The following is a 25,773-nucleotide window of genomic DNA, read 5'->3' on the forward strand; positions in this document are numbered from 1 at the left end:
GGTCTCGGTGTGACTACGAACACTTAGCCGCTCGGCTTGTAAAACGATAGTCGAATGGATAGCGTTTAGCCCCACTAAGGACGAGTCAAACCAACCGTTCAGCCACAGAGGAGTCCGGGGTATGAAGGTGGTCAGGCGAGCATGGCTGCCGCTGTTGATCGTGCTGGTTGTGGTGATCGCCGGATTCACCGTCCACCGCATCCGCGGATTCTTCGCGTCCGAGGGGCCGACGATCACGCCGGTGAACTTCGCTGACGACCCGGAACCCTTCGAGCCCAAGGTCGTCGAGTACGAGGTCGACGGCCTGGGTGGAGTCGCCAACGTCAACTACATGGACCTCGAGGGCAAACCCCAGCGGGTCGACGGAGCGGCGCTGCCGTGGCACGTGCGCCTGGAGACCACCAACCCCTCGGCCATGGCGCACGTGGTGGCCCAAGGCGACGGCAGCAGTCTGACCTGCCGCATCATCGTCGACGGTGAACTGAAAGAGGAACGAACTGTGGACGGCGTGAGCGCCCAGACCTTCTGCATCGAGAAGTCCGCATGAGCGATCCCTCGGCCGAGGCGCCCACCGGGCCCGTGCAGGTGATCGAACCCCGGCACTTCCACTTCGAGAAGCCCGCCCGGCTGTTCCGCAAGCTGTCGGTCCCGATCATCCTGATCTGGATCGCCATCGCGGCCTTCCTCAACATCTCGGTGCCCCAGCTGGAGACGGTGGGCGAGGAACGTTCGGTCTCGATGAGCCCCGACGAGGCGCCCGCGGTGATCGCGATGCAGCGCGCGGGACTGGTGTTCGACGAGTACAAGTCCAACAGCTCGGTGATGATCGTGCTGGAAGGCGAAGAGCCGCTGGGCGACGACGCCCGGCAGTACTACTCCGAGATCATCCGCAAGATGCAGGCCGACCCCACACATGTCGAGCACGTGCAGGACCTGTGGAGTGATCCGCTGACCGCCTCCGGCGTGCAGAGCAACGACGGCAAAGCCGTCTACGTACAGGCCAACATCGCGGGCAACCAGGGCGAGTCGCTGGCCAACGAATCCGTCCAGGCGGTCCGCGACATCATCGACAGCACGCCTGCGCCCGAGGGGGTGTCGACGTACATCACTGGCGCGGCGGCACTGTCAGCTGATCAGCAGGAGGCCAGCCACAACAGTCTGCGCATGGTGGAGGCGCTGACCTTCGGTGTCATCATCCTCATGCTGCTGATCATCTACCGCTCCATCATCACCACGGTGCTGATGCTGGTGATGGTGGGCGTCAGCATCGCCACGGTGCGCGGCACGGTGGCCTTTCTGGGCTATCACGACGTTATCGGTCTGTCGGTGTTCGCCACCGGCCTGTTGTCCACGTTGGCCATCGCGATCGCGGTGGACTACGCCATCTTCCTGATCGGCCGCTACCAGGAGGGCCGCGGTGACGGGGAGGATCCGGAAACCGCCTACCTCAACATGTTCGGCGGCACTGCGCACGTGATCGTGGGTTCGGGCCTGACCATTGCCGGCGCCACCTTCTGCCTGAGCTTCACCCGGCTGCCGTACTTCCAGACTCTGGGGGTGCCGCTGGCTGTGGGCATGCTGGTGCTGATCTTCACCGCCATGACCTTTGGCCCTGCCGTGATCACCGTCGCCAGCCGTTTCGGACTGCTGGACCCCAAGCGGTCCATGCGCAAACGGGGTTGGCGCAAGATCGGTGCCGCCGTGGTGCGCTGGCCCGGTCCGATCCTGGTGACCTCGGTGGCTGCCTCGCTGATCGGCCTTCTGGCGCTGCCCGGGTACGAGACCAGCTACAACGACCGGCAGTACCTACCGCCGGACATCAACACCAACCTCGGTTACGCCGCCGCCGAACGCCACTTCTCGCCGTCGCGGCTGAACCCCGAGATGCTGATGATCGAGACCGACCGCGATCTGCGCAATCCCGCGGACATGTTGGTGATCGAGAAGATCGCCAAACGGATCTTCGCGGTGGAGGGCATCGGCCGGGTACAGACCATCACCCGGCCCGACGGCAAGCCGATCGAGAACACGTCCATTCCGTACCTGATGAGCCAGCAGGGCACCCTGCAGACGCTGAACCAGCGTTACAACGACGACGTGATGGCCAACATGCTCAAGCAGGCCGAAGACATGCAGGTCAACATCGACTCGATGACCGAGATGCAGCGCATCACCACCGAAATGGCCGACACCACCCACCAGATGGTGACGCAGATGGACAACATGGTGGTCGACATCCAGAAGCTGCGCGACAACATCGCCACCTTCGACGACTTCTTCCGTCCGATGCGCAACTACTTCTACTGGGAACCGCACTGCTACGACATCCCCATCTGCTGGGCACTGCGGTCGATCTTCGACACCATCGACGGCATCGACGTGATGACCGCGGGCATTGAGGATCTGTTGCCCTCGATGTACCGGCTGGACTCGCTGATGCCTCAGATGCTGGCGATCATGCCCTCGATGATCGAGACGATGAAGTCGATGAAAACCATGATGCTGACGATGCAGCAGACCCAATCGGGGATGCAGGAGCAGCAGAAGATCATGTCGGAGAACCAGACCGAGATGGGTGACGCCTTCAACGCCGCCCGCAACGACGACTCGTTCTACCTGCCGCAGGAAGCGCTGGACAACCCGGACTTCGCCAAGGGGCTGGAGCAGTTCATCTCGCCCGATGGCAATGCAGTGCGGTTCATCATCGCCCACGAAGGCGATCCGATGTCGGCGGAGGGCATCGCCAAGATCGACGGCATCAAGAACGCCGCAAAGGAAGCCATCAAGGGCACGCCGCTGGAAGGCTCCACCATCTACCTGGGCGGCACCGCGGCGACGTTCAAGGACATGGCCGACGGCACGGCGTTCGACCTGTTGATCGCCGGGATCGCCGCGATCTGCCTGATCTTCATCATCATGCTGATCTTGACCAGGTCGGTGGTGGCCGCGGCAGTGATCGTGGGCACGGTGATCCTGTCGCTGGGCGCGTCCTTCGGTATCTCTGTGTTGATCTGGCAGCACCTCATCGGTATTCCGTTGCACTGGATGGTGTTACCGATGGCGGTGATCATCCTGCTGGCGGTCGGCGCCGACTACAACCTGCTGGTGGTGGCGCGACTCAAAGAGGAGATACATGCCGGTCTGAACACCGGCATGATCCGGACCATGGGCGGCAGCGGGTCGACAGTGACCGCGGCGGGCATGGTGTTCGGTTTCACCATGATGACGATGGCGGTCAGCGACCTGACCATCATGGGTCAGGTGGGCACCACCATCGGTCTTGGACTTCTGTTCGACACCTTCGTGATTCGCTCGTTCATGACGCCCTCGATCGCCGCGCTGCTGGGCCGTTGGTTCTGGTGGCCGCAGAACGTGCGGATGCGACCCAAACCGCAGCCCTGGCCGACGCCGAAGACCGCCGAGGTGACCTCGTGATCAGGGCAGTGGTTGGCGCGCTGGCTGTTTCGGTGGGGTTGGTGCTCAATGCCCCGGTGGCTGCGGCTGATCCGGATGAGGCGTTTGCCGACCAGTTGCACACCTTCGGGATCTACGGGCAGAAGGACTTCAACGCGTGGATCGGGAAGTTGATGTGCAAGCGGCTGCGTAACGGTCATGACGCGGATGCGTTCGCTTCGGCGAAGTTCGTCCACGATCAGTTGCAGAAGGGCAGCACCACCGATCAGGCGTGGCAGTTCGTGGGCGCTGGTATCCCGATCTATTGCCCGGAGCAGGCGTTTGTGTTGCAGCAGGCTGCGGATCGGAGTGGGCGATGAAGCGTGTTCTGACTTCGGTGTTGGCGGTGGCTTTTGTGGCCACTGCAGCTCCGGCGGCTGCTGATGCCACCGATGAGTATCCGATTCCCAGCCGGATGCTCAAGACCACCTGCACGGTGGATCAGTACATGGCCGCTGTCCGCGATACCGATCCGGTGTACTACGAGCGCTACATCATCGACTACAACAACAAGTCCCCTGATGTGCAGAAGTGGACTCGTGACCGGATCAGCTGGTTCTTCTCGATGGACTACGCGGGCCGTCGGGCGTACTCGGAGGAGACGGCCACCAACGCCTTCTACGAGACGCTGGCCTGGAACTGGCCCAACTGGGCCAAGCTGTTCTTCAACAACAAAGGCGTCGTCGCCCACGGCACCGACGTCTGCATGACCTACCCACCCGTCGACCCCACCGTCTGGACCTGGTAGCCGCCGCTCTCGTTCGCGCCACTTCACGCCCACTAGTCACCACTTCACAGCCACTCACGCCACCTCACGCCACCTCGCGCCACTGTGGCCACGTGCGCCCCAGACGGTGAACGCGCGTCACTCCTGGGCGGGATTGGGGTGCAGATTGCGCCCAGAAGTGACAGGCGGTCATTTGGCGGGCCTTGCGGGGGACCGCGGTGACACCGGCACGCCGTGCGCGATGCCGTTTGCGGCGTGGATCCCGGCCTGGAAGGCGGCGACGCTGCGGATGCCGCGGCGATCGCGGAGCTTATGCCATCGAGTTCGCTTCTGGTACAGCATGTTCTCCATGGTGGTGGAGCTCCACGGCCATAGACAGTGGCACTGGTGCCGTTGTTCGTTAACATAGTGACATGCACTCGGTGGCCATCCTCGCCTATGACGGCATGTCGGGTTTCGAATCCGGAGTGCCCGCAGAGATCTTCGGAATGACCGAGCTGTCCGAACAGTTCTCGGCGGGAATCGTGCGACCCTGGTACTCGCTCACCATGTGCGCCGAAACCCCCGAGGTGCGCATGCTGGGTGGAGCCACTTTGAGGACGCCACATGGCCTCGACACCCTGGCCGCCGCTGACACCGTGATCATCCCCAGCGTCCGGGACGTCACCGAGCAACCCTCACCCGAACTCGTCGCCGCGATCCGGTCAGCGCGCAATCGCGGCGCCAGGCTGGTGTCCATCTGCTCCGGGGCGTTCGCACTCGCGGCCGCCGGAGTCCTGGATGGCCGCACGGCCACCACACATTGGATCTACGTCGACCAGCTGCAGCAGCGTTACCCCGAAATCGACGTCGACGCCGCGCCGCTGTACGTCGACAGTGGTGATGTCCTGACCAGCGCGGGATGTGCGGCGGGACTTGACCTCTGTCTGCACATCGTGCGCAACGATCACGGCACTCAAGTGGCCAACGACGTCGCCCGCAAGCTCGTCATCTCGCCGCACCGGTCCGGTGGTCAGGCACAGTACATCGAAACACCCGTGCCCGAACCGTCGACGGACGGCCGCATCGCCGCCGGAATGGCCTGGGCGCTACAGCATCTGGACCAACCCCTGACGCTCGACGAACTGGCCGCCCAGTCCGCGCTGTCGCGGCGCAGTTATCTGCGGCAGTTCGCGAAGGCCACCGGTACCACGCCGATCAAGTGGCTCATCGAACAGCGCATCCAGGCCAGCCTGCCGTTGCTGGAATCGTCGTCGCTGTCCGTCGAACAGATCGCTGCCAGAGTGGGATTCGAATCAGTGGTGACCTTTCGCCATCATTTTGTGCGGCAGGTGCGCACCACCCCCAGCGACTACCGCGGTAGTTTCGCCCTGACACGCTGAGCAGCTGCCGAGATCACGGCGAACGATCGCATGCCCGCAAGCCGATGGCGAACGCGGTCAAATCGCTGTGCTGCAACGGATCCCGGCCGGTGATCTCCTGGATACGGGTCAGCCGGTGGCGCACGGTGTTGGTGTGCAGGTACAGTTCTCTGGCGGTTTCGCTCAGGGAACCGTTGGCGGCAAGGAACACCCGCAATGTCCGGACGTGTTGGGTGCCGCGGTGCCGATCCAGCTCAGCCAACGGGTCGATCAGCTGCTGTTTGAACGGTGCCAGCTGCGCCGCCGGCAGTTGCTCCAGCAGTGATTCCAGGGTGCTCAACTGATCGGGGCCGACCCGGCCGCCGCGGTGCTGGGCCAAGTCGAGGGCGATGCGTGCCTGAGTTATCGCCGACCCCAGTTCCGTCAGCGGCACCGGCGCGGAGTGTCCGGACGGCACCGAGAGCTCCTCGGGAGGATCAACCGCGAGCATCAGGCACAGATCAGGTGCATCGCCCACCAGCTCACCGGGAAACGCCATGGACAGCAGGGCGCCCGCGCCGGCGGGCCAGGCCGAGCAGGTGATCGCGGCGGCGCCGAAGCCGGGCCAGTCCAGCAGCTGGCTCAGGGCATCGGGCAATAGCATGCGGCGTTCCACCAGAGACAACAACTGCCCCACCCGCTCACGGCCCAGCGCTGCTTCGATATCCCTTTCGCCCTGGGCGGCCCGGACGAATCGGGTGATCATCTCCAACAACGCCGGTTCTGGCGCCTCGCCGCGCCCCACCCACTCGACCTTGTCCGGCGGTTCCAGCAGGAAATAGCAGCCCAGGATCTGGCCGGCGATGTCCAGCAACTGCCGGGGTGACTCGTGGCGCCGCAGTCCCGACACCAGCTCGGGGACCAGGGCATTGGTGGCCCTTGCGACGGCGATCTCCGTACCCAGCCAGTACTCGGCCACGTAGCGGCTGACCTGGCTGAACGGCACACTCGGCGGGGCAACCAGCACGGCGAGGCCCACGTGGTGGCAGTGCTCCAGCAACGCGGCGGGAACGGCGTCGTGGCCGTCGCCGACACCGAAACAGATGCCGGCGACGTCGGCCCCGGCCAACGCGTCGGCAAAGGTCCGGCAGTCCAGTGGGGTCTGCAGGCTGAGGCCGACGGTGCAGACCAACTCTCCGCCGCGCAGGTAGCGCGACGGGTCCCGCATCTCGGTTGTGTGCGCCCAGCTGATCGCCCGATCCAGATCGGCGACGTGGTCCGTGGGAGGGTGAGCCCCAGCCCGGAAGTCTCGAGGAGGTCGCGCACGGTCGGCGCCGACGGGTCGGGCATCTGCCGAGCGTAACGTCCCCGACACACCAGTGGGCCGATCGCATTGTGCGATCCACCAATGGGGTGGCGGTCCAACGGTGCGATCTCTGCGTCTTCGCCCTGTCCGCTGGTGTGATCGCACAACACCGGAGATAGTTCGTCTCATGTCATCAGCGGTCAGTCCGGTCGAGCAGCCCCAGCAGCTGCGCCGTGAATTCACGTTGTGGTCCTCGTTCGCCTTCGCGTTCGCCTTCATCTCGCCGATCGTCGCCCTGTACGGCATCTTCGGCCTTGCGCTGTCGGCTGCGGGACCGAGCTTCTGGTGGGGCTTCGGGCTGGTCTTCGGCGGCCAGCTCCTGGTGGCACTGGTGTTCGCCACCCTGGTGTCGCGCTGGCCGTTGGAGGGGTCGATCTACCAGTGGTCTCGCCGGTTGCTCGGCACCACCTACGGCTGGTTCGCCGGCTGGGTCTACATGTGGACGCTGGTGATAGCGATGGCCACGGTGGCCCTGGGGGCGGCGGGCTTCCTGGCCAACATCGCCGGGCTCGAGGCGCCCTCCGGGGGACGCTCGCACTGATCGCGCTCGGCATCCTGCTGGCCGGCACCGCGGTCAACCTCATCGGCCGAAAAGCGCTGAAGATCTTCATGATCGGCAGCATCGTGGCTGAGGTGATCGGCTCTGTGGTGCTGGGCACCTGGCTGCTGTTGTTCCATCGGCAGAACTCGCTGTCGGTGCTGTTCACCGGTGGCGGCCCCGATGTGGACCTCTGGGCGTACATGAGTGGGCCTTTCCTGCTGGCCGTCGCCTTCATCGGCTGGTCGTTCGTGGGCTTCGAAAGTGCCGGTTCCATTGCCGAAGAGGTGCGCGAGCCCCGCCGGGAACTGCCCAAGGCGGTGCTGTTCTCACTCGTGTTCATCTTCCTGGTGGTGGCCTATTCGAGCCTGGCGATCATCCTGGCGATTCCCGATCTGGATGCGGTTGCCGACGGGTCGGTGGCCGACCCGGTGTACGAGACCCTCACCACGGCACTGGGTCACGGCATCGCCAAGCCGGTCGAGGTGTTGTTCGTCATCGGTTTCCTGGCCAGTTTCCTGGCGCTGCAGACCTCGGCATCGCGGGTCATCTGGGCCTATGCCCGTGATCGCGCGCTGCCCGGAGCCGCTGCGCTGGTGCAGCTTCGGGGCCAGGCGCGTATCCCGGTGGTCGCGATCCTGGTCACCACGGTGGTCGGCAGCGCCCTGTTCCTGCTGAGCATCGTCGCCGGCGACGTGTACTCGTTGATGGTCAACTTCACCGCGGGCGGGTTCTACCTGGCCTTCCTGTTCCCGCTGATCGGCTTCCTGGTCGTGGTGCTGCGACGTTCCTGGTCGCCTGGGTCCTTCAGCCTCGGTGCGCTGACGGTGCCGGTGGCAGTGGTGGCTGCGGTGTGGGCCGTGCTGCAATTCCTCAACATCGCCTGGCCCCGTGTCGCTTTCGAACAGCGCTACCTGGATTGGTCGGTGTGGATCGGGGTGGCGGCACTGGCCGTTCTGGGCGGACTGACCATGGCGAGTGTGCGTTCACGGATCACGAGCCCCGCTGATGACTGAGCAGCCCGTTGCGCTGGTCACCGGCGGCGCCAGCGGTATCGGCGCGGCGGTGGTCGACGCGCTGACCGCCCGCGGGTTCAGTGTGGGCATCCTCGATCTCGCTGTAGGCGTGGATGTTTCGGACCCCACCGCCGTCACCGACGCCGTGGCACGCCTGCGTGATGAACTTGGTCCGGTCAGCGCGGTGGTGACCGCTGCCGGCCACTACGAGATGGCGCCCGCGGCCGAGATCACTGCCGAGGCCTGGCATCGGATGCTGCGGGTGCACCTGGGCGGGCTGGTCAACGTGGCACGTGCAACGCTTCCGGATCTGATAGCTCGGCGCGGAGCCCTGGTGGCGGTGGCCAGTGAGCTCGCCGTCGGCGGCGGTGAGCACGACGCGCACTACGCTGCCGCCAAAGGCGCGATCCTGGGGACCGCGCGCAGTCTCGCTGCCGAGGTGGCGCATCACGGTGTCAGGGTGAACTGCGTGGCACCTGGGCCCACCGATACCCCGTTGCTGGCGCCAGATTCGCCGTGGCGGGCAACCGAGTACCTGGCGACGTTGCCATTACGCCGGCTCACCAAGCCCACCGAGGTGGCGCGCTGTGTGGAGTACCTGGTGTGTGACGCGACCTTCAGTGTCGGTGACGTGGTCAACGTGAACTCAGGAGCGGTGATTTGAGTACCGATCTACGCGGGCGCGTTGCGTTGGTGACCGGCGCCGCCCAGGGGATGGGCGCCGCGCACGCTCGACGGCTCGCGGCGGCCGGAGCCACCGTCGCGGTCAACGATCTTCGTGACAGTGCCGAACTGACGGCGCTGGCCACCGACATCGGTGGGTTCACCGCCGCTGGTGACGTCGCGGACCGGGGCGAATGTGCACGCATCACAACCGAAGTGACGCAGCAAGCCGGACGGCTCGACATCCTGGTGGCCAACCACGCGTACATGACCATGGCGCCGTTGCTCGACCACGACATCGACGACTGGTGGAAGGTGGTGGACACCAACCTGGGCGGCGCCTTCTTCCTGGTGCAGGCGGCGTTGCCGCACATGCGAGCCCAGGGCGCTGGTCGCATCGTGATGATCACCAGCGAGTGGGGAGTCACCGGATGGCCGCAGGCCACCGCGTACGCCGCCTCCAAGTCAGGACTGATCTCTTTGGTGAAGACCCTGGGCCGGGAGTTGGCCGCTGAACACATCATCGTCAACGCCGTGGCACCAGGGGTGATCGACACCCCGCAACTGCACGTCGACGCCGACGCAGCCGGGGTTGGCCTCGATCAGATTCACCGGCAGTACGCGGCGGCTATTCCCTTGGGCCGCATAGGATCACGTGAGGAGGTTGCTGCGGCGGTGGAGTTGCTGTGTGACTTCGAGATGGAAGCGATTGTAGGACAGGTGGTCTCGTGCAATGGCGGATCGACCAGGACCCGTGTCTAGGAGGATGACGTGACCAGCGAACCTGACGTGCGGTCAGCGTCGGCAACCGTGGGGCAGGTGGACGCTCAACAGGTACCGCGGTATGCCGGCCTGGGCACCTTCGCCCGACTTCCGCAGTGCCGTGACGTCGAACGTTACGACCTTGCCGTCATCGGAGTCCCGTTCGACAGCGGTGTCACCTATCGTCCTGGCGCACGGTTCGGACCGTCGGCGATCAGACAGGCCTCCCGTCTGCTCAAGCCCTACAACCCTGCCCTCGACGTGGCTCCGTTCGCGGCGATGCAAGTGGTGGACGCCGGCGACATCGCTGCCAATCCGTTCGACATCGAGACCGCGGTGGCGCAGGTGTGTGCCGGCATCCTCGATCTGGTGCCGGATCCCGCCCAGCGTTTTGTGCTCCTCGGCGGTGACCACACCATCGCGCTGCCCGCACTGCAAGCAGTCAACCGCCACCACGGACCGGTTGCGTTGGTGCACTTCGATGCTCACCTCGACACCTGGGACACCTACTTCGGAGCGCCGTGCACCCACGGCACCCCGTTCCGGCGGGCAGCCGAACAAGGTCTGTTGGTCAAAGGGCATTCGGCGCACGTCGGCATCCGCGGATCGTTGTATGACCGCAAGGATCTGCTGGACGACGCCGAACTGGGGTTCACCGTTGTGCACTGCCGCGATATCGACCGCATCGGTGTCGACGGCGTGATCGAACGCGTACTGCAGCGGGTGGGAGGGCATCCGGTGTATGTGTCGGTGGACATCGACGTGCTGGACCCCGCCTTCGCACCGGGCACCGGAACACCGGAGATCGGCGGCATGACCAGCAGGGAACTGGTGGCGGTACTGCGCGCGATGCGTGCGCTCAACATCGTCGGTGCCGACGTGGTGGAGGTGTCTCCGGCCTACGACCATGCCGAGGTGACCGCAGTGGCCGGGGCCAACATCGCCTACGAGTTGATCAGCCTTATGGTCGACGGATGAGCCAACTCAGCTGGCCCGACGGTAAGCGTGCCGCTGCGGCGTTCACCTTCGACGTCGACGCGGAGTCGGCTGTGCTCTGGGGCAACGCCGAGGTGGGCGCCCGGATGAGTGTGATGAGCCATCAGGCGTACGGGCCACTGGTGGGTATTCCCCGGATCCTGGATCTGCTGGAGCAGCACCAGATCCGGTCGACGTTCTTCGTGCCGGGCCACACCGCCGACCGCTACCCGGACGCGGTGCGCAGCCTTGTGGCTGCCGGGCATGAGATCGCCCACCATGGTTATCTCCACGAGCAGCCCACGCAGTTGACGCTGGAACAGGAAATCGAAGCCCTGGACCGTGGTCTGGCGGCCCTGTCCGACGTGGCGGGGGTTCGGCCGGTGGGGTACCGGGCACCGATGTGGGACCTGTCGTGGCGTACCCCGGCGCTCCTGGCGGAGCGGGGATTTCTCTACGACTCCAGCCTGATGGACGCCGACCACCCCTACGAATTGGCCGTCACACCCGGCGCGGACCAATCGCTGGTCGAGATCCCCATCCAGTGGGCGCTCGACGACTGGGAGCAGTACTGCTTCCTGCCGGACCTGTCCGGCAGTGGGTTGATCGAGAGTCCACGCAAGGCGCGGGAACTGTGGCAGTTGGAGTTTGACGGGTTGCGCCGGGTTGGCGGGTGCTGGGTGCTGACCAACCATCCGTTTCTGTCCGGCCGACCCTCACGTGCCTTCGAGTTGGGTGATCTCATGCGCTACGTGCTGGACCACGCTGACGTCTGGGTGACGAATCTGTCCACGATCGCCGAACACGTTCGTGGGCTGGGGCTCCCACCCAGGTCCATCACGCCTCCGGCTGTTCCCCGCTGACGGGACCGCCGATCCGGCCGTTGGTGGCGTCCAGGATGGCGGTGTCGATCATCGCCATGGCCTCCTCCGAGGTGAAGGTGCGGTGCTCGACGATGACGGCACGACTGACGTCCTCGTCGATCACACGTAGTGCCCCGGTGACGGTGGCGGCGCACAGTCGTACCGTCAGGTCGTCGGTGCTGCGCCGTAACCGCTTGGCGATCACCGGCACCAGGGCACGTTCGAGTTCGTCGTGCACCATCAGGTACGAGGTACGCAGTGCGGGTTCGCTATCGGTCATCGTGGCGATCCGCATGGCACTGCGTTCGTCCTCGAGGTCCGCGGCGGTGAACGGATGGGCCACCACGTCGGCGGCCAGATGCTCACCGAGCGACAACTCGTCTGGCCAGCGTTCGAGCATGCCGACGAAGCGCTGCATGGACTTGGCCAGCACCGGTTCGACGCAGCTCTCCTTGGATCGGAAGTAGCGCCAGATGGTGCGGGTGGAAAGTGCTGCGGCGGAGGCGATGTCGTCGCCGCTGGTGCCGGAGACCCCGTTTTCCCAGAACAGGGCACAGGCGTGCCGCGATACCTCCAGTCGGGCCTGCGCCTGTTTGCTTTCCATGGTGGTTTACCACCATGCCACAGCGATCAGCCGTGCAGTGTCTGCTGTGGCGACTTCCCGTAGGCCTGCCGGTAGTGACGTGCGAAGCGGCCCCGGTGGGCGAACCCCCATCGGGTGGCGATCTGGGACACCGACGTCGTGTCCGGGTTGGAACTCACCAGCTCGCGGTGGGCGTGCTCGAGTCGCACCCGGCGGACGTATTCCATAGGGGTGCAGTCCAGCTCGCGGCGAAACATGTACTGCACCCCGCGTGGGGTCATGTTCACCTGCTTGGCGATGTCGACGATGGAGATGTCGGTTTGCGCCGACTCGTCGATGTAGGCGATGGCCCGGCGCAACAACGCGGCCTTGGGCCCCCCGCGGTCGGCCGCCGTGGGTTCGAGCTGGGCATTGGTGGGGAAGGTGGCCAGTACCACCGCCGCCAGGTGCATGGCGGCGGTGGAGGTCACCAGCTGCGAACTGGAGATCTCCGGATTCATCCGCACCCGTTCGCGCAGATATCCGATGAAGGCGCCCAGCTGATTGCCCGCCGCACGGGAGACGGGACGATGCCCCGTCAGCTTCACGTGAGCACCCGTGTCACCGGGGCTCGCCACCCGGTCCAATTGGTCGGGGTCCAGCATGGTCGCGTGGTAGACGGCTTTGCTCACCTGGCCGGAGTAAGCGGTGTCGGGCGGGGTTATCAGGGCGACGTCGCCAGGTGCCAGGACATCGCGGACCTGGCCGAACCTGGTTTCGATGTGTCCGGAATGCACCTGACCCACCGGCACTTTGTTCAGTGGCAGGACGGTGAAATCCATGTCGAAGCTGAAGGCCAGCGAATCCAGGCTGACCGGCCCCAACCATCGTCGGTCGACTTGAGTTCGGGTGGGCTGCCCCCGCCCGCCGATGCGCATCGCGGTGTAGGCCTCGGTGAGGAAGTCCTCGGTTTCGGCCAGATCAAAGCTCTCGAAATGGAGATCGTCCAACGGTAACCCCCCGGTATAGGCAGGCCATGACTCGACCCGCAGCATCCCGAGCCCCTCCAGGTGGCGCGGCGGTGCCCTCTATTGACAGCAAAGCGTGTGGCGGAGTGCTCAGCAAACTAGCAGTTCCTGTTGCGCCGGGTGGGGGTTTTCGCCGGAGAATTGTTGGGTAAAGGCAAGCAACGCTCAATGCATCGGCGTCATGGGTCATAGTTTCGGGAGGCCTTCTCATGCTCGATTTCATCTGCCCCACCTGCGGTTCCTTCGGCTTCGACGAGGCGGATTGCGGGGCCTGCGACGGCCGCGGCGATGACGTGAACGTCACTCGCTAGTCGCTGTCCTTCGGCCCTGCGGTGTCGAGTTTGTGGTACCGGGTGACCAGGTCGAAGTTATCGCCGTAGTGGCCGGCGCCGGTGACCACAGCACGCTCCACCAACTCGGTGCTGCGACGGTCGACGATGACGATTCTGTCGTTGCGCAGGTCTTTGTACAGCGCCACGCACAGCAGCACCATGACGATCACGAAGGGCACGGCCGCGACGATGGTCAGGTTCTGCAGGCCGGTCAAGGCGTCTGCGCCACCGCCGCCGATGATCAGCATGATCGCGGCGACGGCGCCGGTCAGCGATCCCCAGAACACCACCGTGGCACGGCGGGGTTCGTGCGAACCGCGTTCGGACAGTGAGCCCATCACGATCGAGGCGGCGTCGGCGCCCGAGACGAAGAAGATCGCCACCAGCACCATGACCAGCACGGTGGTTATCCCGGCCAGCGGCAGGGTGTCGAGCAGCTGGAACAGTGCGCCGGTGCTGTCGACCGCGCCTTCGGCGTCGACCATGTCCCCGACCGTGCGCTGGCGTTCGATGCCTGCACCGCCGAAGATCGCGAACCACATCAGGCTCACCAGGGTGGGAACCAGCAGCACGCCGGTGACAAATTGCCGAATGGTGCGTCCACGGCTGATGCGGGCGATGAACATGCCGACGAACGGCGTCCACGACACCCACCACGCCCAGTAGAAGATCGTCCAGCCTGACAGCCAGGCCGCCAGTTCAGCGTCGCCGTTGGCGTCGGTGCGCGAGCTCATCGCCACAAAATCGCGGATGTAGTCGCCGAGCGCGCTGGGGATCAGATTGAGGATCAACAACGTCGGGCCCGCAACGAAGACGAACACCGCGAGTACCAGCGCCAGCACCATGTTGATGTTCGACAGCCACTGGATGCCACGGGCGATGCCGGAGACGGCGGATGCGATGAACGCGATGGTCAGAACCGCGATGATGGTGACCAGGATCGGGGTGCCGACGCTGCCGACCCAGCCGTTGAAGACCAGGCCGTCGCCGATCTGCAGGGCGCCCAGGCCCAGTGAGGCGGCGGACCCGAACAGCGTGGCGAAGATGGCCAGGATGTCGATGATCTTGCCTGCCGGACCGTTGGCGCGATCGCCGAACAGTGAGGTGAAGGCTGCCGACAGCAAGCCGGACCGGCCCTTGCGGTACATGCCGTACCCGATGGCCAGGCCCACCACCGCATAGATGGCCCACGGGTGCAGGCCCCAGTGGAACATGGTGGTGGCCATCGCGGTCTGGAACGCCTCGTCGGACTGCGCCTCGCTGGTTCCCGGCGGCGGCGTGACGAAGTGGTTGAGCGGCTCGGCGACGCCCCAGAACATCAGCCCGATGCCCATTCCCGCGCTGAACATCATGGCGATCCAGGAGATGGTGCGAAACTCTGGCTGCTCGTCGTCACATCCCAACGGGATCCGGCCGTATTTGCTTGCGGCCAGCCACAGTACATAGATCACGAAGAAGCTTGCGGCGAGGACGAAGAACCAGCCCAGCCCTTTGATCGCGGCGTCTTTGGTGCCGGCCGACACCGCGGACAGTCCGGGGGTGTCCACCAAACCCCAGATCACGAACGCGATGGAGATGGCACCGGTGACGCCGAAGACCACCCAGTCGCGACCCGGATTGGGGTCCGTGGGCGTGACTGGTGTGGTGATGGGCGTCAGCGGATGCGGATTGTCGTCGGAGGCGGATTCGGAAGCGCTGTTCGTTTCGATCGACATCGGAGAGCTCCTAACGGCGTCTGTTGCGAATTGCGCACGTGTTGCGTATTAAACAACATCTGGAGATAAGGTGCCGGATAACCGCTTAACACTCCACGACGTTGAGGGCCAAACCTCCCAGCGAGGTCTCCTTGTACTTGTCTGCCATGTCGGCTCCCGTGTCGCGCATGGTCTTGATTGCGGTGTCGAGGCCGACATGGTGGGTGCCGTCACCCCGCAGTGCCATCCGGGCGGCCGTGATGGCCTTCACCGACGCCACCGCATTGCGTTCGATGCACGGGATCTGAACCAGGCCGCCTACCGGATCGCAGGTCAGGCCGAGATTGTGTTCGATACCGATCTCCGCTGCGTTCTCGACCTGGGCCGGCGTCCCGCCGAGCACCTCGGCCAGTCCGGCCGCCGCCATGGCGCATGCCGAGCCCACCTCGCCCTGACAGCCCACCTCGGCGCCCGAGATCGAGGCGTTGGTCTTGCACAGGATCCCCACTGCACCTGCGGTCAGCAGGAACCGGACCACCGCGCCGGCGTCGAACCCGGGAACGTAGTCCCGGCAGTAGTGCAGCACCGCGGGCACGATGCCGGCTGCGCCATTGGTGGGCGCCGTCACCACCCGGCCGCCTGCGGCGTTCTCTTCGTTGACCGAAAGCGCGTACAAGCCAACCCAATCCATGGCGGCAAGAGGGTCGGCGGAGTCGCGTTCCTGCTCCAGTCTGGCGCGCAGTGCCGCAGCTCGACGACGCACCTTCAGTGCGCCGGGTAGCACACCGGTGCCGGTCATCCCGCGGTCGACGCACTGCTGCATCACCTGCCAGATGGCCAGCAGGTCGGCGTGCACCTCCTCGGTGGGGCGCATGCTGGCTTCGTTGGCCAACATCAGATCGCTGATCCGCCAACCGGTTTTACCGGTCAGTGCCAGCAACTCCTCGGCCGTGCGGAAGGCGAACGGTACCGGCGCGGTGGAATCGCCACCGCGAGTGGCTATCTCGTCCTCGTCGAGAACAAAACCGCCGCCGACTGAGAAGTATTCGCGCACACCGAGTGTGCCGCCGGCACTGTCGGTGGCTGTGAAGCGCATACCGTTGGTGTGCTGCTCCAGCCGCCGGCCCATGTGTAACGCGATGTCGTCGGCCGCGCGGAACCGGATGCTCTGCGCCCCGGCAAGTGTCAGCCCCCGGCTCTTCTCCACGGTGGAGAGCAGGGCGGGAATGGCGTCGGGGTTCACGGTCTCCGGCCGCTCGCCCAGCAGGCCCAGCACCACTGCGCTGACCGTGCCGTGGCCCACCCCGGTGGCGCCCAGCGAGCCGAACAGCTCCACGTGCACGCCGGCGGTGGCGGTCAGAGCACCGCGCCGGTCCAGCCATTCGACAAAGCGGGTAGCTGCCCGCATCGGCCCGACAGTGTGTGAACTCGACGGTCCGATACCGACTTTGAAGAGTTCGAAGACGCTGATCACGGGAGGTTCCGTCAGCCGACGTAACCGAGGCGGCGACTGATTCTCTCGGCGGCCTGTGTGGTCAGCACTGCGACGTCGCGGAAACGGTCCGGCGCCAGCCGATAGGCAGGCCCTGAAACGCTGAGCGCCGCGATCACCTTTCCGGTGCTGTCACGAACTGGTGCGGCTACCGCATTGAGTCCCACCTCGAGTTCCTCGGTGACGCTCGCCCAGCCGGCTGTACGTGCCTGATCCAGCTCGACGGCAAGCGTTTTAACGTCGGCAATGGTGTTGTCCGTGAAGGTCGGCAGCTTCTCGCCGAGCAGCTCCCGGACCGCGGCCGGCGGAAGTGCCGACAGCAGTGCCTTTCCGCTGGAGGTGGCATGCGCGGGGCAGTTCTGACCCACCCAGGTGCGCAGAGTGATCTCGGCGGGTCCGTGTGCTTCGACGATGTTGATGATCCGGTCACCGTCGAGGATCGCGATGTTGGTGGTCTCGCCGCTCTGCTGTGCCAGTTCGTCGCAGACGGGCTGGCTCTCCTTGGCCAGATCCATCTGTGCGCTGGTGGAACCGGCCAGCCGGACGATGGTGAATCCCAGCCGGTACTTGCCGCGATCGGAGAGCTGCTCGACGAAACCCCGGGACTCCAGGACGGTGATCAACCGCGACACTGTCGATTTGTGCACACCGAGTTCCGTCGCGATCTCGGTGACACCGGCCGAACCGAACTTGCCGATGATCTCCAGCACCATCAGTGCGCGATCGACGGACTGAACTGCCGCGGGGGCCTTCTCGTGCGGGATATCTGCAACCATGGCGCGTCCCAGTGTAAACATCACGACCTCAGCCTGGCCTGCACCCATTGGTGGAACTCGACGATGTGGTGTTCAGAGGGCACCAGCACGCCCCCGTTGCGGTACGCCCGCGACGACATGGCAGGCTGGGTACGTTCACACGCCTCGAAGTCCTGGACGTTGACCCGATGGAAGAGCTCCACCGAGCGGTCGAGGTCACGTCCGGCGGCCACCACGTCGGGCAGATACAGCCAGTCGCATTCGACGATGGTGCGGTCCGCCGCCATCGGGTACATCCGGTGGAAGATCACGTGGTCGGGCACCAGGTTGATGAACACGTTGGGCCGCACCGTGATCGCGTAGTAGCGCCGGTCCTGGTCGGAGGTGACACCGGGAATGGTGTCCAGGCCGGGGCTGCCGTCGATGGTGAATCCTTCGACGTTCTCCCCGAACAGCGCGCCGTGGCCGACGAAGTATTGTGCGGCCAGCCCGTCGGCAAACTCGGGCAGCACCTCGGTGAGCTCGGGATGAATGGTGGCGCAGTGGTAGCACTCCATGAAGTTCTCGACGATGAGTTTCCAGTTGGCGGCAACGTCGTAGACGACCCGGCGCCCGACCACAAGATCCGCCACCGCGTAACTGTCCACAGCGCCGGCATCACCCAGGCGCTCGGTCACCGCACCCATGACGTCGGCCTCGAAGGATGGCGGCTCGGCCGCCAGGCACACCCAGACGTAGCCGAGCCATTCCCGCACGGCCACTTTCAGCAATCCATACTCGGTTCTGTCGATGCGTGCTCCGGTCTCATCGGTGAGTGAACCGAGATTCGGTGCAGCGAAGAGCTTTCCGTCCAGGTTGTAGGTCCAGGCGTGGTAGGGGCAGCGTAGGTGGCGCTTGACCGTTCCGGAGTCCTCGGTGCACAGCATGGCCCCGCGGTGGCGGCACACGTTGAGGAAGGCGTTGAGTGCACCGTCTTTGGCGCGCACCACCAGCACACTCTCCCGGCCGACCTGGACCTTTTTGAAGGCGCCGGGCGACGGCAGATCGGCGACCCTGGCGGCGCAGAACCACATCCGTTCGAAGATGTGTTCCTGCTCCGATTCGAAAATCGTTCTGTCGGAATAGAACCCGCCGCCGAGGGTGGGCATCAGGTTGCTCCCCGGGGCGGGGGTGCTGAACGTCGTCGGATCTGGGGCGCCCAGGGGGGCATCGACAGTGGTCATGTGGTCACCAGTCGCCGGGGGTTGAAGAGCCCGATGGGATGGGGGGTGTCTCCGGTGACGGCGAGGTCTGCCAGGACCTCGCCGACGACGGGGACGAACTTGAAACCGTGTCCCGAGAAGCCGCACGCCACTGTGACATTGGTGAATCCGTCGGGACGGGTGATCACGAAGTGCTCGTCGGGGGTATTGGAGTACATGCAGGTGGCGGTGTGGACGGCAGGGCCGGTGAGCGCGGGAAGCAGCTGCGTCGCCCGCTCCCGCATCTCGTTGATCTCTTGTTCGTGCACCGTGCGGTCGATGGTCTCCGGTGTACAGACCTGGCCCTTGCGGAAGAAGGCCACCTTGACTCCACCGTCGGGGCCGTCGATGGCCGGGAAACCGTAGATCTGCATGCCTGCGGTGTCCTCGCTGATGAAGATCGGGTGGTCGACGAACGGTGTTGTGCCGCTGTCCGGTTGGAGCCAGTACAGCACCTGTCGCTCGATGGTGATGGGGATGCCCAGTTCGGTCAACAGCGACGGCGCCCAGGCTCCCGGGCAGATCACCAGCTGACCAGCGGTGTAGGTGCCGCGCGCAGTGGTCACCCGGACCCCGGACGGACCGTCCTGCCATGACTGCACCTCCTCACCGAAGCGCAGTTCCGCGCCTTCACGGGCGGCGAGGTCGAGGTGTGCCTGCACCGTCATCTCGGGTCGGGCGAAGCCCGCCTTCGCCTCGTACAGGGCGACATCACCCGGCGCGGGCGTCAAAGTCGGGAAACGCCTGCTGATCTCACCGACGTCGAGCATCTCATGGTCCAGGGACCACTCCTGGGATGCGCGCAGGCTGCCCGCCACCGTCAGGCAGTCCGGTGCACCCATGAACAGACCGCCGGTGAGGCGGTACACCTCCAGGCGCGTGCTGTCGGCCAGTTCTGCCCACAGCTCGTAGGCGCGCAGCAGCAGCGGCACGTAGGCGGGATCCTCGAAATAGGACTGCCTGATGATGCGCGAACCGCCATGGCTGGAGCCTTTGTCATGGGCGGGGGTGAACTTCTCCAGGCCCAGCACCCGTACCCCACGCCGGGCCAGGTGGTACGCCGCGGCGCTGCCCATCCCGCCGAGCCCCACGACTATGGCGTCGAAGCTGTTGTCGTTCAAGGCTGTTACCTCCGGATCAGTATCATGTCGGGATCGACCACCGGCTCGGCGGTGACCACCGCGGTGTAGGTCGAGGTCAGGTAGGCGACAGTCACGGGGTCTCCGATCGCGATCTCGGCGGGCAGCCATGCGTAGGCGATGCTGCGTCCGATGGTGGCCGAGTAGCCGGCGCTGGTCACATAGCCCACCACCTCACCACTGACGCTGACCGGTTCCTTACCCAGCACCACAGCGGCAGGATCGTCGAAGACGATGCTGCGCAACATGGTCGAGGGTGGACCGGCCGAATCCAGTGCGGCTCTGCCCAGGAAGTCGCCCTTCTTGCCGGACACCGCGAAGCCGACTCCCGCTTCGGCGGGCAGGTGTTCGGCGGTCATGTCGGTGCCCCAGGAGCGGTAGCCCTTTTCCATCCGCAGACTGTTGAAGGCAATGCGGCCGGCGGCGATTGCCCGGTACTCGGCACCCGCGGCGAACAGCAGGTCCCAGAGCTTGAGACCGTGCTCGGCCGAGGTGTAGATCTCCCAACCGAGCTCGCCCACGTAGGAGACCCGCATCATCGTCACAGGCACCGATCCGATGAAGGTGCTGATCGCCTTGAAGTATCCGAATGTGTTGTGTGAGATGTCCGCTGCACACAGCGGTGCCACCAGGTCGCGGGCCCGCGGGCCCCACACCCCGATGCAGCAGGTGCCGCCGGTGATGTCGCGGACGGTCACGCCACTCTCCGGCAGGTGACGGGTGATCCAGTCCAGGTCCAGAGGTCCGTTGGCGCCCACCTGGAAGGTATCGTCGGTCAGCCGGGCGACTGTGAGATCACTTCGAATGCCACCGGTTTCGTCGAGCATCAGCGTGTATGTGACCGAACCGGGTCGTTTGTCGACATTGTTGGTGGTCAGCTGCTGCAGGAAGGCGCAGGCACCCCGCCCGCTGATCTCGTAGCGGGTCAACGGCGTCATGTCGTACAGCGCCACGTATTCCCTGGTCCAGCGTGCCTCGGCGATCGAGATGGTGGAGTAGAACTGTCCCGACCAGTCGTCGCGCTCTGGGAAAGCCACTCCGGCAGAGGCGAGTTCGTCCACCAGCGCCGCATTTGCCTGGTACCACGCGGGGCGTTCCCAGCAAGCGCCCTCGAAGAAGAACGCGCCGAGGTCCTGCTGCCGGGAGTAGAACGGGCTGACCCGCAGTTCTCGTGGGTCGGAGCGGTACTGGTGCGGATGGATGATGTCGTAGACCTCGACGAAACCCTGCGAGCTGGTCTTGAGGATGAACTCGGGGCTCTTCGCGGGCTCTTCGAAGCGGTACAGATCGCACTCGTGGACGTCGGTGCCGGGAGTGCCGTCGACAATCCACTCCGCCATCGCCTTGGCCACCCCGGCCGAATGCGTCACCCAGACTGCCTCGGCCACCCAGAAGCCGGGCAGGTCACGGTGCTCACCCATGATCGAGAAGCCGTCGGGGGTGAAGGAGAAGATGCCGTTGAAACCCTCTTCGTACTTTGAATCACCCAGCGCTGGAAGCAGATCGGCGCTGGCGGCCCAGGCGGGGGCGAAATCGTCGTCGGTGAACGGCAGCATGGAGGGCATGGGCTCGCCGGCGGTGTCGGTGAGCAGGGTGGTCATGTCCACCGGCATGGGCCGGTGTCCGTAGAAGCCGATGCCGAGACGGTCGCCGTACTCGCGGTAGTACAGGTCCTTGTCCTGGTGGCGCAGGATCGGCATCCGAGGATCGGTGTTGCCCTGCAGGTCGGCCAGCTGCCCGGTCTTGGCGAACTGGTGTGCCATCGGGACCAGCGGCACTGTCAGGCCCACCCTGGCGCCCAGCTGGGCGCCCCAGAATCCGGCGGCGGACACCACCACGTCGGCGGCGAACTCGTCGCCGGAGGCGGTGCGGACTCCGACCACGCGGCCGCCGCGCTCGAGCACGTCGACCACTTCCTGGTGACCCAGGAACGTCGCGCCCCGTTCGGTGGCACGCTCGGCCTGGGTGGTTGCGGCCGCCAGTGCCTTGGCCAGACCGTCGGTGGGGGTGTGGAAACCGCCCAGGATGCGATCGACGTCCAGGAGAGGGTAGAGCTGCTTGCACTGCTCGGCGTCCAGGAGTTGCCCGGGAATGCCCCAGGACCGGGCCCACCCGAGTTTGCGGTGCAGATCGGTCCAGCGCTGCGGCGTGGTGGCGATCTCGAGCCCGCCGACCTGCTGGAAGGCGCCCAGGCGGGAGAACTTCTCGACGGTGTAGCGGGCGAATTCGGTCATGGTCTTGGACCCGTTCGTCTGGAACACCAGACCGGGTGCATGCGACGTCGACCCGCCTGTGGTGAAGAGGGGCCCGCGGTCCAGGACGGTGACATCGGTGCACCCACGGGCGGTCAGTTCGTCGGCCAGCGACGTCCCGACGATTCCTGCGCCGACGATGATGATCTTCGGGGTGGCCATACCTGAGCTCCTGTTGCGCATAAAGCAACTAATGCGTGATGCGCAACAATATCCACCGGGGTGGCCTACCGCAACCTCTGCCGTTCTACGTATTTTCGCCGGTGCGCACGCCGGGCGGAGCTTTCTACGCTGACGCGATGCCCGATAGCCAACTGTGCTGGACTCCTGCCACCGTGCTCGCCGACCAGATCCGCTCCGGCGCCGTTTCGACCACCGAGGTCGCAACAGAGTTCGCCGACCGGATCGAGGCCGTCAACCCCGCGCTGAACGCCTACATCCACTTCGATCGTGAGCAGGTGTTGGCCGATGCGGCGCAACTGCAGGCCGAACTCGACGCGGGCACTCCCCGTGGACCCCTGCACGGCGTGCCGTTCTCCATCAAGGGTCTGACCACCATGGCGGGCCTGCCCTTTGATTCGTCGCTCAAGCCACTGGCAGGCACGGTGGGGACGCACGACGCCACTGTCGTCACCCGGATGAAGCAAGCCGGCGGCCTGTTCCTGGGCAAGACCAACGCCCCTGAATTCGGTTACTACGGAGGTACCGACAGCCACCTCTACGGACCCACCCACAACCCCTGGAAACCCGGTCACACCGCGGGCGGCTCCAGCGGAGGCGCCGCGGCCTCGGTGGCCGCCGGTCTCGGACCGCTGGCCGAGGGCGCCGACGGCGCCGGATCCGTACGCATCCCGGCGGCCATGTGCGGAGTTGTCGGCTTCAAGCCGTCGCTGGGCCGCATTCCCCACACACTGCTCGACGGGCGGCACTACACACACATCTTCCACGGGCCCATCACCCGTACGGTCGGCGACGCGGCACTGATGTTCTCGGTGATGGCCGGCGTATCGGATTCGGATCCGAACTCCGTGCCCGCCGACGGCATCGATTACGCCTCGGCGGTCCGGGGGGACATCACCGGGTGGCGGGTCGCATGGTCGCCCGACCTGGGTCTGGGTTACGTCGATCCCGAGGTGGCCGCCGTCTGCGCCGAGGCGGTGAAGGCATTCGAGGCGTTGGGCGCCGTGGTGGAGGAGGCGACGCCGGACTGGGGTGACCCCGAGGAGGCGATGTGGAAGGGCCTGTGGGTGCCCGGCTACTCGTGTGAGTACGACGTCCTGGACTGGAAGTCGTTGGGCGGGCAGGTCGACGACTTCCTCATCGAGATCTTCGCGCAGGCCGAGACGCTGACTGCTGTCGAGATCGGCCGTGCGGAGGCGTTCCGCGGCCGGATGTGGGACACCTTCAGCGCCTTCATGCGCGATTACGACCTGGTGGTCAGTCCGACGTTGGCGTCCGCGACATTCCCGCTGGACCGGTTTGCACCCGCTTGGCTGGACGGGCAGTCGTTGCAACGGCGGTTGCTGGGCTGGCTGCTGACGTACCCGTACAACATGACGACCACGCCGGCCATCTCGGTGCCCGCGGGATTCACCTCCGACGGCAGGCCGGTCGGGTTGCAGATCGCGGGTAGGCACCGCGCCGACGCCTCGGTGCTGAGGGCCGCCGCCAACTACGAGGCTGCCAGGCCGTGGGCTGCCGTGATGCCTGCGTTGTGACGCTCGACGATGCCGCAGTCGAGGGCGACCCGGGCGGCCTGCACCCGGTTGCTGACGCCGAGCTTGCGAAAGATCGCCTCTACGTGGGTGGTGACCGTGCGGACCGAGACGCAGTCACGCCGAGCGATCTCGGCGTTGGTGTGACCCTCCGCGACAGCGGCCAGCACCTCGGACTCACGGCTGGTCAGACCCAACTGGCGCCGCTTGGTGGCCACTTCGGCCACGGCCGCGAAATGGGGCGTCAGGGCGGCGATCGCCACCATGGTGGCCGGCGAGCAGTTCTGGCCGGTGCTCAGTTGCAGCGTGCCCACCGAGCACCCCGCAGCATCGCTCAACCTTCGCACCAGCGTGCCCGTCTCGCCCGGCCGGGCCAGACTGCGGGGCCCGCGGACCAGCGCAGCGACAGTGACCTGCCTGCCGTGGGCGTCCAGCGCGGTCAGCCGGCCGGACGTGATGCCGGTCGAGCTGTGCAGTACCTGCAACAGCGCTTCGCCGCGGTGCTCCGGGACGGGTGACATCAGGCCGGCGATGGAGGTGAAGTTCACGTCGACCACGTTGTCGCTGGACCATTTCTGGTCTTGCCCCGGCTTCGTCACCGGCGCGTTACGGCTGGTAACGGTGTCGTTTCGCGAACATGTGCAAAGACCGCCGAAATCGCGCGTTTGACGGCTCAGCGCGGTGGGTAGCCAGACCCAGCGCTGCAGTCCGAGCGGCGCCGGATTCTGCTGCCGCTCATGGAGGTTACGGCCATGGCCCTGCCCTCGCTCCATCCTGTTGACCTCATGCTGGCGTCCACCCGGCTGTACTCGTCGCTGCCAGTGGTGGGCAAGCACCTGGAACCCTTCGCGGGGCTCACCGCGATGATGATGTACGGCGGTCACTACGCGCCCGCCGCAGTCCGGGCGGCCATCGACCGGCGCAGCGCCGCGGCCGCGCCGGTCGAGGACACCGAAGCCGGCCTGGACCCGATTCGTGGCAGCCGGATCCCACCCTTCGTGCGGGCCGCTGCGCAACGCCGCCGCAGCCTGCACCGCGCTTCCGTGCGCTACGGAGATCACCCTGCGCAGCTGCTGGAGGTCTGGCGTCGCCCCGATCTGCCCGGCGGGCCGGCCCCGGTGCTGCTCTTCGTGCCCGGTGGGGCGTGGGTCCAGGGCACCCGGGTGCTGCAGGGGCACACCCTGTTGCACCATTTGGTCAGGCAGGGCTGGGTGTGCCTGACGATGGATTACCGGGTGTCACCCGTGCATCGCTGGCCTCGTCACATCGCCGACGTCAACGCCGCTATCGCGTGGGCGCGGGCGAATGTCGACCGCTTCGGCGGCGACCGCGGCTTTGTCGCCGTCGCCGGCTGTTCGGCGGGAGGCCACCTTGCCGCGCTGGCCGGCCTGACCCCCGGGGATCCGACCTTCCGCGGCGAGTTGCTCGACCATGCCGATACGTCGGTGGATGCGGTGGTGGGCATCTACGGGCGCTACGACTGGCAGGACCGCTCGACGCCGACACGGGCCAACTTCCAGGGCTTTCTCGAGCGAGTTGTGGTGCGCCGCAGTCAGAATCGTCATCCCGAAGTATTCGAGGCGGCTTCGCCGGTGGCGCGAGTCCATGCCGATGCACCGCCGTTCATGCTGATTCACGGAGACAGTGACGTCGTCATCCCGGTGGGGGAGGCGCGGGCTTTTCGTGACGCGCTCCGCGCGGTGTCCCGCAATCCCGTTGAGTATCGTGAAATCCCCCGTGCCGGACACGCTTTCGACCTTGTGGACACGTCGCACGCACGGCGCTGTGCGGTCGAGGTCTCACACTTCCTGAACGACGTGCACCAGCGCAGTGCGCATCAGGTGATGGCGGCGGTCTGAT

General features: G+C 65.7%; 21 protein-coding genes and 2 pseudogenes. 12 read left to right on the top strand and 11 right to left on the bottom strand.

Going from position 1 to position 25,773, the window contains the following annotated elements:
- Nucleotides 1-121: 121 nt before the first annotated feature.
- From BVC93_RS13505 to BVC93_RS13520, 4 genes are read left to right on the top strand one after another with little or no spacing between them, the layout of a single operon-like run.
- Nucleotides 122-547, top strand: coding sequence for an MmpS family transport accessory protein (locus BVC93_RS13505; RefSeq protein ID WP_083737866.1), 426 nt, complete (start codon nt 122-124; stop codon nt 545-547).
- Nucleotides 544-3,435 carry an MMPL/RND family transporter gene (locus BVC93_RS13510; RefSeq protein ID WP_083737867.1) on the top strand — a complete coding sequence of 964 codons (2,892 nt, stop codon included), beginning with the start codon at nt 544-546 and terminating at the stop codon, nt 3,433-3,435. Before BVC93_RS13505 ends, BVC93_RS13510 begins: the two co-directional genes overlap by 4 nt.
- The gene (locus BVC93_RS13515; RefSeq protein ID WP_083741030.1) at nt 3,432-3,773 is read left to right on the top strand and encodes a DUF732 domain-containing protein; all 342 of its coding nucleotides are present in this window, start codon (nt 3,432-3,434) and stop codon (nt 3,771-3,773) included. Before BVC93_RS13510 ends, BVC93_RS13515 begins: the two co-directional genes overlap by 4 nt.
- Nucleotides 3,770-4,201, top strand: coding sequence for a DUF5078 domain-containing protein (locus BVC93_RS13520; protein WP_083737869.1), 432 nt, complete (start codon nt 3,770-3,772; stop codon nt 4,199-4,201). The genes BVC93_RS13515 and BVC93_RS13520 overlap by 4 nt, the downstream gene beginning before the upstream one ends.
- 168 nt (nt 4,202-4,369) lie before the next feature.
- On the opposite strand, the gene BVC93_RS33090 is transcribed toward BVC93_RS13520, so the two are convergent.
- Complete coding sequence (locus BVC93_RS33090; protein ID WP_157516907.1) at nt 4,370-4,531, bottom strand: hypothetical protein; 162 nt, start codon at nt 4,529-4,531, stop codon at nt 4,370-4,372.
- A 62-nt stretch (nt 4,532-4,593) separates the two neighbouring features.
- Here BVC93_RS33090 and BVC93_RS13525 point away from each other — a divergent pair, with 62 nt between their 5' ends.
- A complete protein-coding gene (locus BVC93_RS13525; protein ID WP_083737871.1) occupies nt 4,594-5,562 on the top strand; it encodes a helix-turn-helix domain-containing protein in 969 nt (322 codons plus the stop codon).
- A gap of 13 nt (nt 5,563-5,575) precedes the next feature.
- Here BVC93_RS13525 and BVC93_RS13530 read toward each other — a convergent pair.
- Nucleotides 5,576-6,870: pseudogene (locus tag BVC93_RS13530) on the bottom strand (PucR family transcriptional regulator).
- Between the two features lie 143 nt (nt 6,871-7,013).
- On the opposite strand from BVC93_RS13530, the pseudogene BVC93_RS13535 reads away from it, so the two are divergent.
- The 5 genes and pseudogenes from BVC93_RS13535 to BVC93_RS13555 all read left to right on the top strand — a co-directional run bounded on the left by BVC93_RS13535 (nt 7,014) and on the right by BVC93_RS13555 (nt 11,703).
- Nucleotides 7,014-8,440, top strand: a pseudogene (locus BVC93_RS13535) (APC family permease).
- Nucleotides 8,433-9,104, top strand: coding sequence for an SDR family NAD(P)-dependent oxidoreductase (locus BVC93_RS13540; RefSeq protein WP_083737872.1), 672 nt, complete (start codon nt 8,433-8,435; stop codon nt 9,102-9,104). The pseudogene BVC93_RS13535 and the gene BVC93_RS13540 overlap by 8 nt, the downstream one beginning before the upstream one ends.
- The gene (locus tag BVC93_RS13545; RefSeq protein ID WP_083737874.1) at nt 9,101-9,865 is read left to right on the top strand and encodes an SDR family NAD(P)-dependent oxidoreductase; all 765 of its coding nucleotides are present in this window, start codon (nt 9,101-9,103) and stop codon (nt 9,863-9,865) included. The genes BVC93_RS13540 and BVC93_RS13545 overlap by 4 nt, the downstream gene beginning before the upstream one ends.
- Before the next feature lie 9 nt (nt 9,866-9,874).
- The gene (gene speB, locus BVC93_RS13550; RefSeq protein ID WP_083737875.1) at nt 9,875-10,843 is read left to right on the top strand and encodes an agmatinase; all 969 of its coding nucleotides are present in this window, start codon (nt 9,875-9,877) and stop codon (nt 10,841-10,843) included.
- Entirely contained in the window at nt 10,840-11,703 is an 864-nt protein-coding gene (locus BVC93_RS13555) for a polysaccharide deacetylase family protein (RefSeq protein WP_083737877.1), read from the top strand. Before speB ends, BVC93_RS13555 begins: the two co-directional genes overlap by 4 nt.
- On the opposite strand, the gene BVC93_RS13560 is transcribed toward BVC93_RS13555, so the two are convergent.
- The 8 genes from BVC93_RS13560 to BVC93_RS13595 form a co-directional block, all read right to left on the bottom strand.
- The gene (locus BVC93_RS13560) at nt 11,678-12,307 is read right to left on the bottom strand and encodes a TetR/AcrR family transcriptional regulator (protein WP_083737879.1); all 630 of its coding nucleotides are present in this window, start codon (nt 12,305-12,307) and stop codon (nt 11,678-11,680) included. The two genes, BVC93_RS13555 and BVC93_RS13560, sit on opposite strands and share 26 nt — an antisense overlap.
- Nucleotides 12,308-12,333: 26 nt before the next feature.
- The gene (locus BVC93_RS13565; RefSeq protein ID WP_236950353.1) at nt 12,334-13,275 is read right to left on the bottom strand and encodes a helix-turn-helix transcriptional regulator; all 942 of its coding nucleotides are present in this window, start codon (nt 13,273-13,275) and stop codon (nt 12,334-12,336) included.
- A 325-nt stretch (nt 13,276-13,600) separates the two neighbouring features.
- On the bottom strand, nt 13,601-15,340 hold the full coding sequence (locus BVC93_RS13570) for a BCCT family transporter (RefSeq protein ID WP_083737883.1): 1,740 nt from the start codon (nt 15,338-15,340) through the stop codon (nt 13,601-13,603).
- Between the two features lie 85 nt (nt 15,341-15,425).
- The gene (locus BVC93_RS13575) at nt 15,426-16,793 is read right to left on the bottom strand and encodes an L-serine ammonia-lyase (protein WP_083737885.1); all 1,368 of its coding nucleotides are present in this window, start codon (nt 16,791-16,793) and stop codon (nt 15,426-15,428) included.
- An 11-nt stretch (nt 16,794-16,804) separates the two neighbouring features.
- Nucleotides 16,805-17,587 carry an IclR family transcriptional regulator gene (locus tag BVC93_RS13580; RefSeq protein ID WP_236950354.1) on the bottom strand — a complete coding sequence of 261 codons (783 nt, stop codon included), beginning with the start codon at nt 17,585-17,587 and terminating at the stop codon, nt 16,805-16,807.
- Between the two features lie 20 nt (nt 17,588-17,607).
- A complete protein-coding gene (locus tag BVC93_RS13585) occupies nt 17,608-18,768 on the bottom strand; it encodes an aromatic ring-hydroxylating oxygenase subunit alpha (RefSeq protein ID WP_442929084.1) in 1,161 nt (386 codons plus the stop codon).
- 17 nt (nt 18,769-18,785) lie between these two features.
- Complete coding sequence (gene solA / locus BVC93_RS13590; RefSeq protein ID WP_083741031.1) at nt 18,786-19,883, bottom strand: N-methyl-L-tryptophan oxidase; 1,098 nt, start codon at nt 19,881-19,883, stop codon at nt 18,786-18,788.
- A gap of 50 nt (nt 19,884-19,933) precedes the next feature.
- Nucleotides 19,934-22,360 (bottom strand): GcvT family protein, encoded by a 2,427-nt coding sequence (locus BVC93_RS13595; RefSeq protein WP_083737891.1) that lies wholly within the window; start codon nt 22,358-22,360, stop codon nt 19,934-19,936.
- Nucleotides 22,361-22,497: 137 nt separating this feature from the next.
- Here BVC93_RS13595 and BVC93_RS13600 point away from each other — a divergent pair, with 137 nt between their 5' ends.
- Nucleotides 22,498-23,916 (top strand): amidase, encoded by a 1,419-nt coding sequence (locus BVC93_RS13600; RefSeq protein ID WP_083737893.1) that lies wholly within the window; start codon nt 22,498-22,500, stop codon nt 23,914-23,916.
- Here BVC93_RS13600 and BVC93_RS13605 read toward each other — a convergent pair.
- Nucleotides 23,871-24,461, bottom strand: coding sequence for a helix-turn-helix transcriptional regulator (locus tag BVC93_RS13605; RefSeq protein WP_197687552.1), 591 nt, complete (start codon nt 24,459-24,461; stop codon nt 23,871-23,873). The two genes, BVC93_RS13600 and BVC93_RS13605, sit on opposite strands and share 46 nt — an antisense overlap.
- Before the next feature lie 204 nt (nt 24,462-24,665).
- Here BVC93_RS13605 and BVC93_RS13610 point away from each other — a divergent pair, with 204 nt between their 5' ends.
- Nucleotides 24,666-25,772, top strand: coding sequence for an alpha/beta hydrolase (locus tag BVC93_RS13610; RefSeq protein ID WP_083737894.1), 1,107 nt, complete (start codon nt 24,666-24,668; stop codon nt 25,770-25,772).
- Nucleotide 25,773 lies beyond the last annotated feature (1 nt).

It is taken from the genome of Mycobacterium sp. MS1601 (genome assembly GCF_001984215.1).
Lineage (GTDB): Bacteria > Actinomycetota > Actinomycetes > Mycobacteriales > Mycobacteriaceae > Mycobacterium.

Excerpts from the sequence above, each read along its gene's own strand:
- BVC93_RS13505 (WP_083737866.1), top strand. The coding sequence starts at position 122 with ATGAAGGTGGTCAGGCGAGCATGGCTGCCGCTGTTGATCGTGCTGGTT.
- BVC93_RS13510 (WP_083737867.1), top strand. The coding sequence starts at position 544 with ATGAGCGATCCCTCGGCCGAGGCGCCCACCGGGCCCGTGCAGGTGATC.
- BVC93_RS13520 (WP_083737869.1), top strand. The coding sequence starts at position 3,770 with ATGAAGCGTGTTCTGACTTCGGTGTTGGCGGTGGCTTTTGTGGCCACT.
- BVC93_RS33090 (WP_157516907.1), bottom strand. The coding sequence starts at position 4,531 with ATGGAGAACATGCTGTACCAGAAGCGAACTCGATGGCATAAGCTCCGC.
- BVC93_RS13525 (WP_083737871.1), top strand. The coding sequence starts at position 4,594 with ATGCACTCGGTGGCCATCCTCGCCTATGACGGCATGTCGGGTTTCGAA.
- BVC93_RS13540 (WP_083737872.1), top strand. The coding sequence starts at position 8,433 with ATGACTGAGCAGCCCGTTGCGCTGGTCACCGGCGGCGCCAGCGGTATC.
- BVC93_RS13555 (WP_083737877.1), top strand. The coding sequence starts at position 10,840 with ATGAGCCAACTCAGCTGGCCCGACGGTAAGCGTGCCGCTGCGGCGTTC.
- BVC93_RS13560 (WP_083737879.1), bottom strand. The coding sequence starts at position 12,307 with ATGGAAAGCAAACAGGCGCAGGCCCGACTGGAGGTATCGCGGCACGCC.
- BVC93_RS13570 (WP_083737883.1), bottom strand. The coding sequence starts at position 15,340 with ATGTCGATCGAAACGAACAGCGCTTCCGAATCCGCCTCCGACGACAAT.
- BVC93_RS13580 (WP_236950354.1), bottom strand. The coding sequence starts at position 17,587 with ATGGTTGCAGATATCCCGCACGAGAAGGCCCCCGCGGCAGTTCAGTCC.
- solA (WP_083741031.1), bottom strand. The coding sequence starts at position 19,883 with ATGGGCAGCGCCGCGGCGTACCACCTGGCCCGGCGTGGGGTACGGGTG.
- BVC93_RS13595 (WP_083737891.1), bottom strand. The coding sequence starts at position 22,360 with ATGGCCACCCCGAAGATCATCATCGTCGGCGCAGGAATCGTCGGGACG.
- BVC93_RS13600 (WP_083737893.1), top strand. The coding sequence starts at position 22,498 with ATGCCCGATAGCCAACTGTGCTGGACTCCTGCCACCGTGCTCGCCGAC.
- BVC93_RS13610 (WP_083737894.1), top strand. The coding sequence starts at position 24,666 with ATGGCCCTGCCCTCGCTCCATCCTGTTGACCTCATGCTGGCGTCCACC.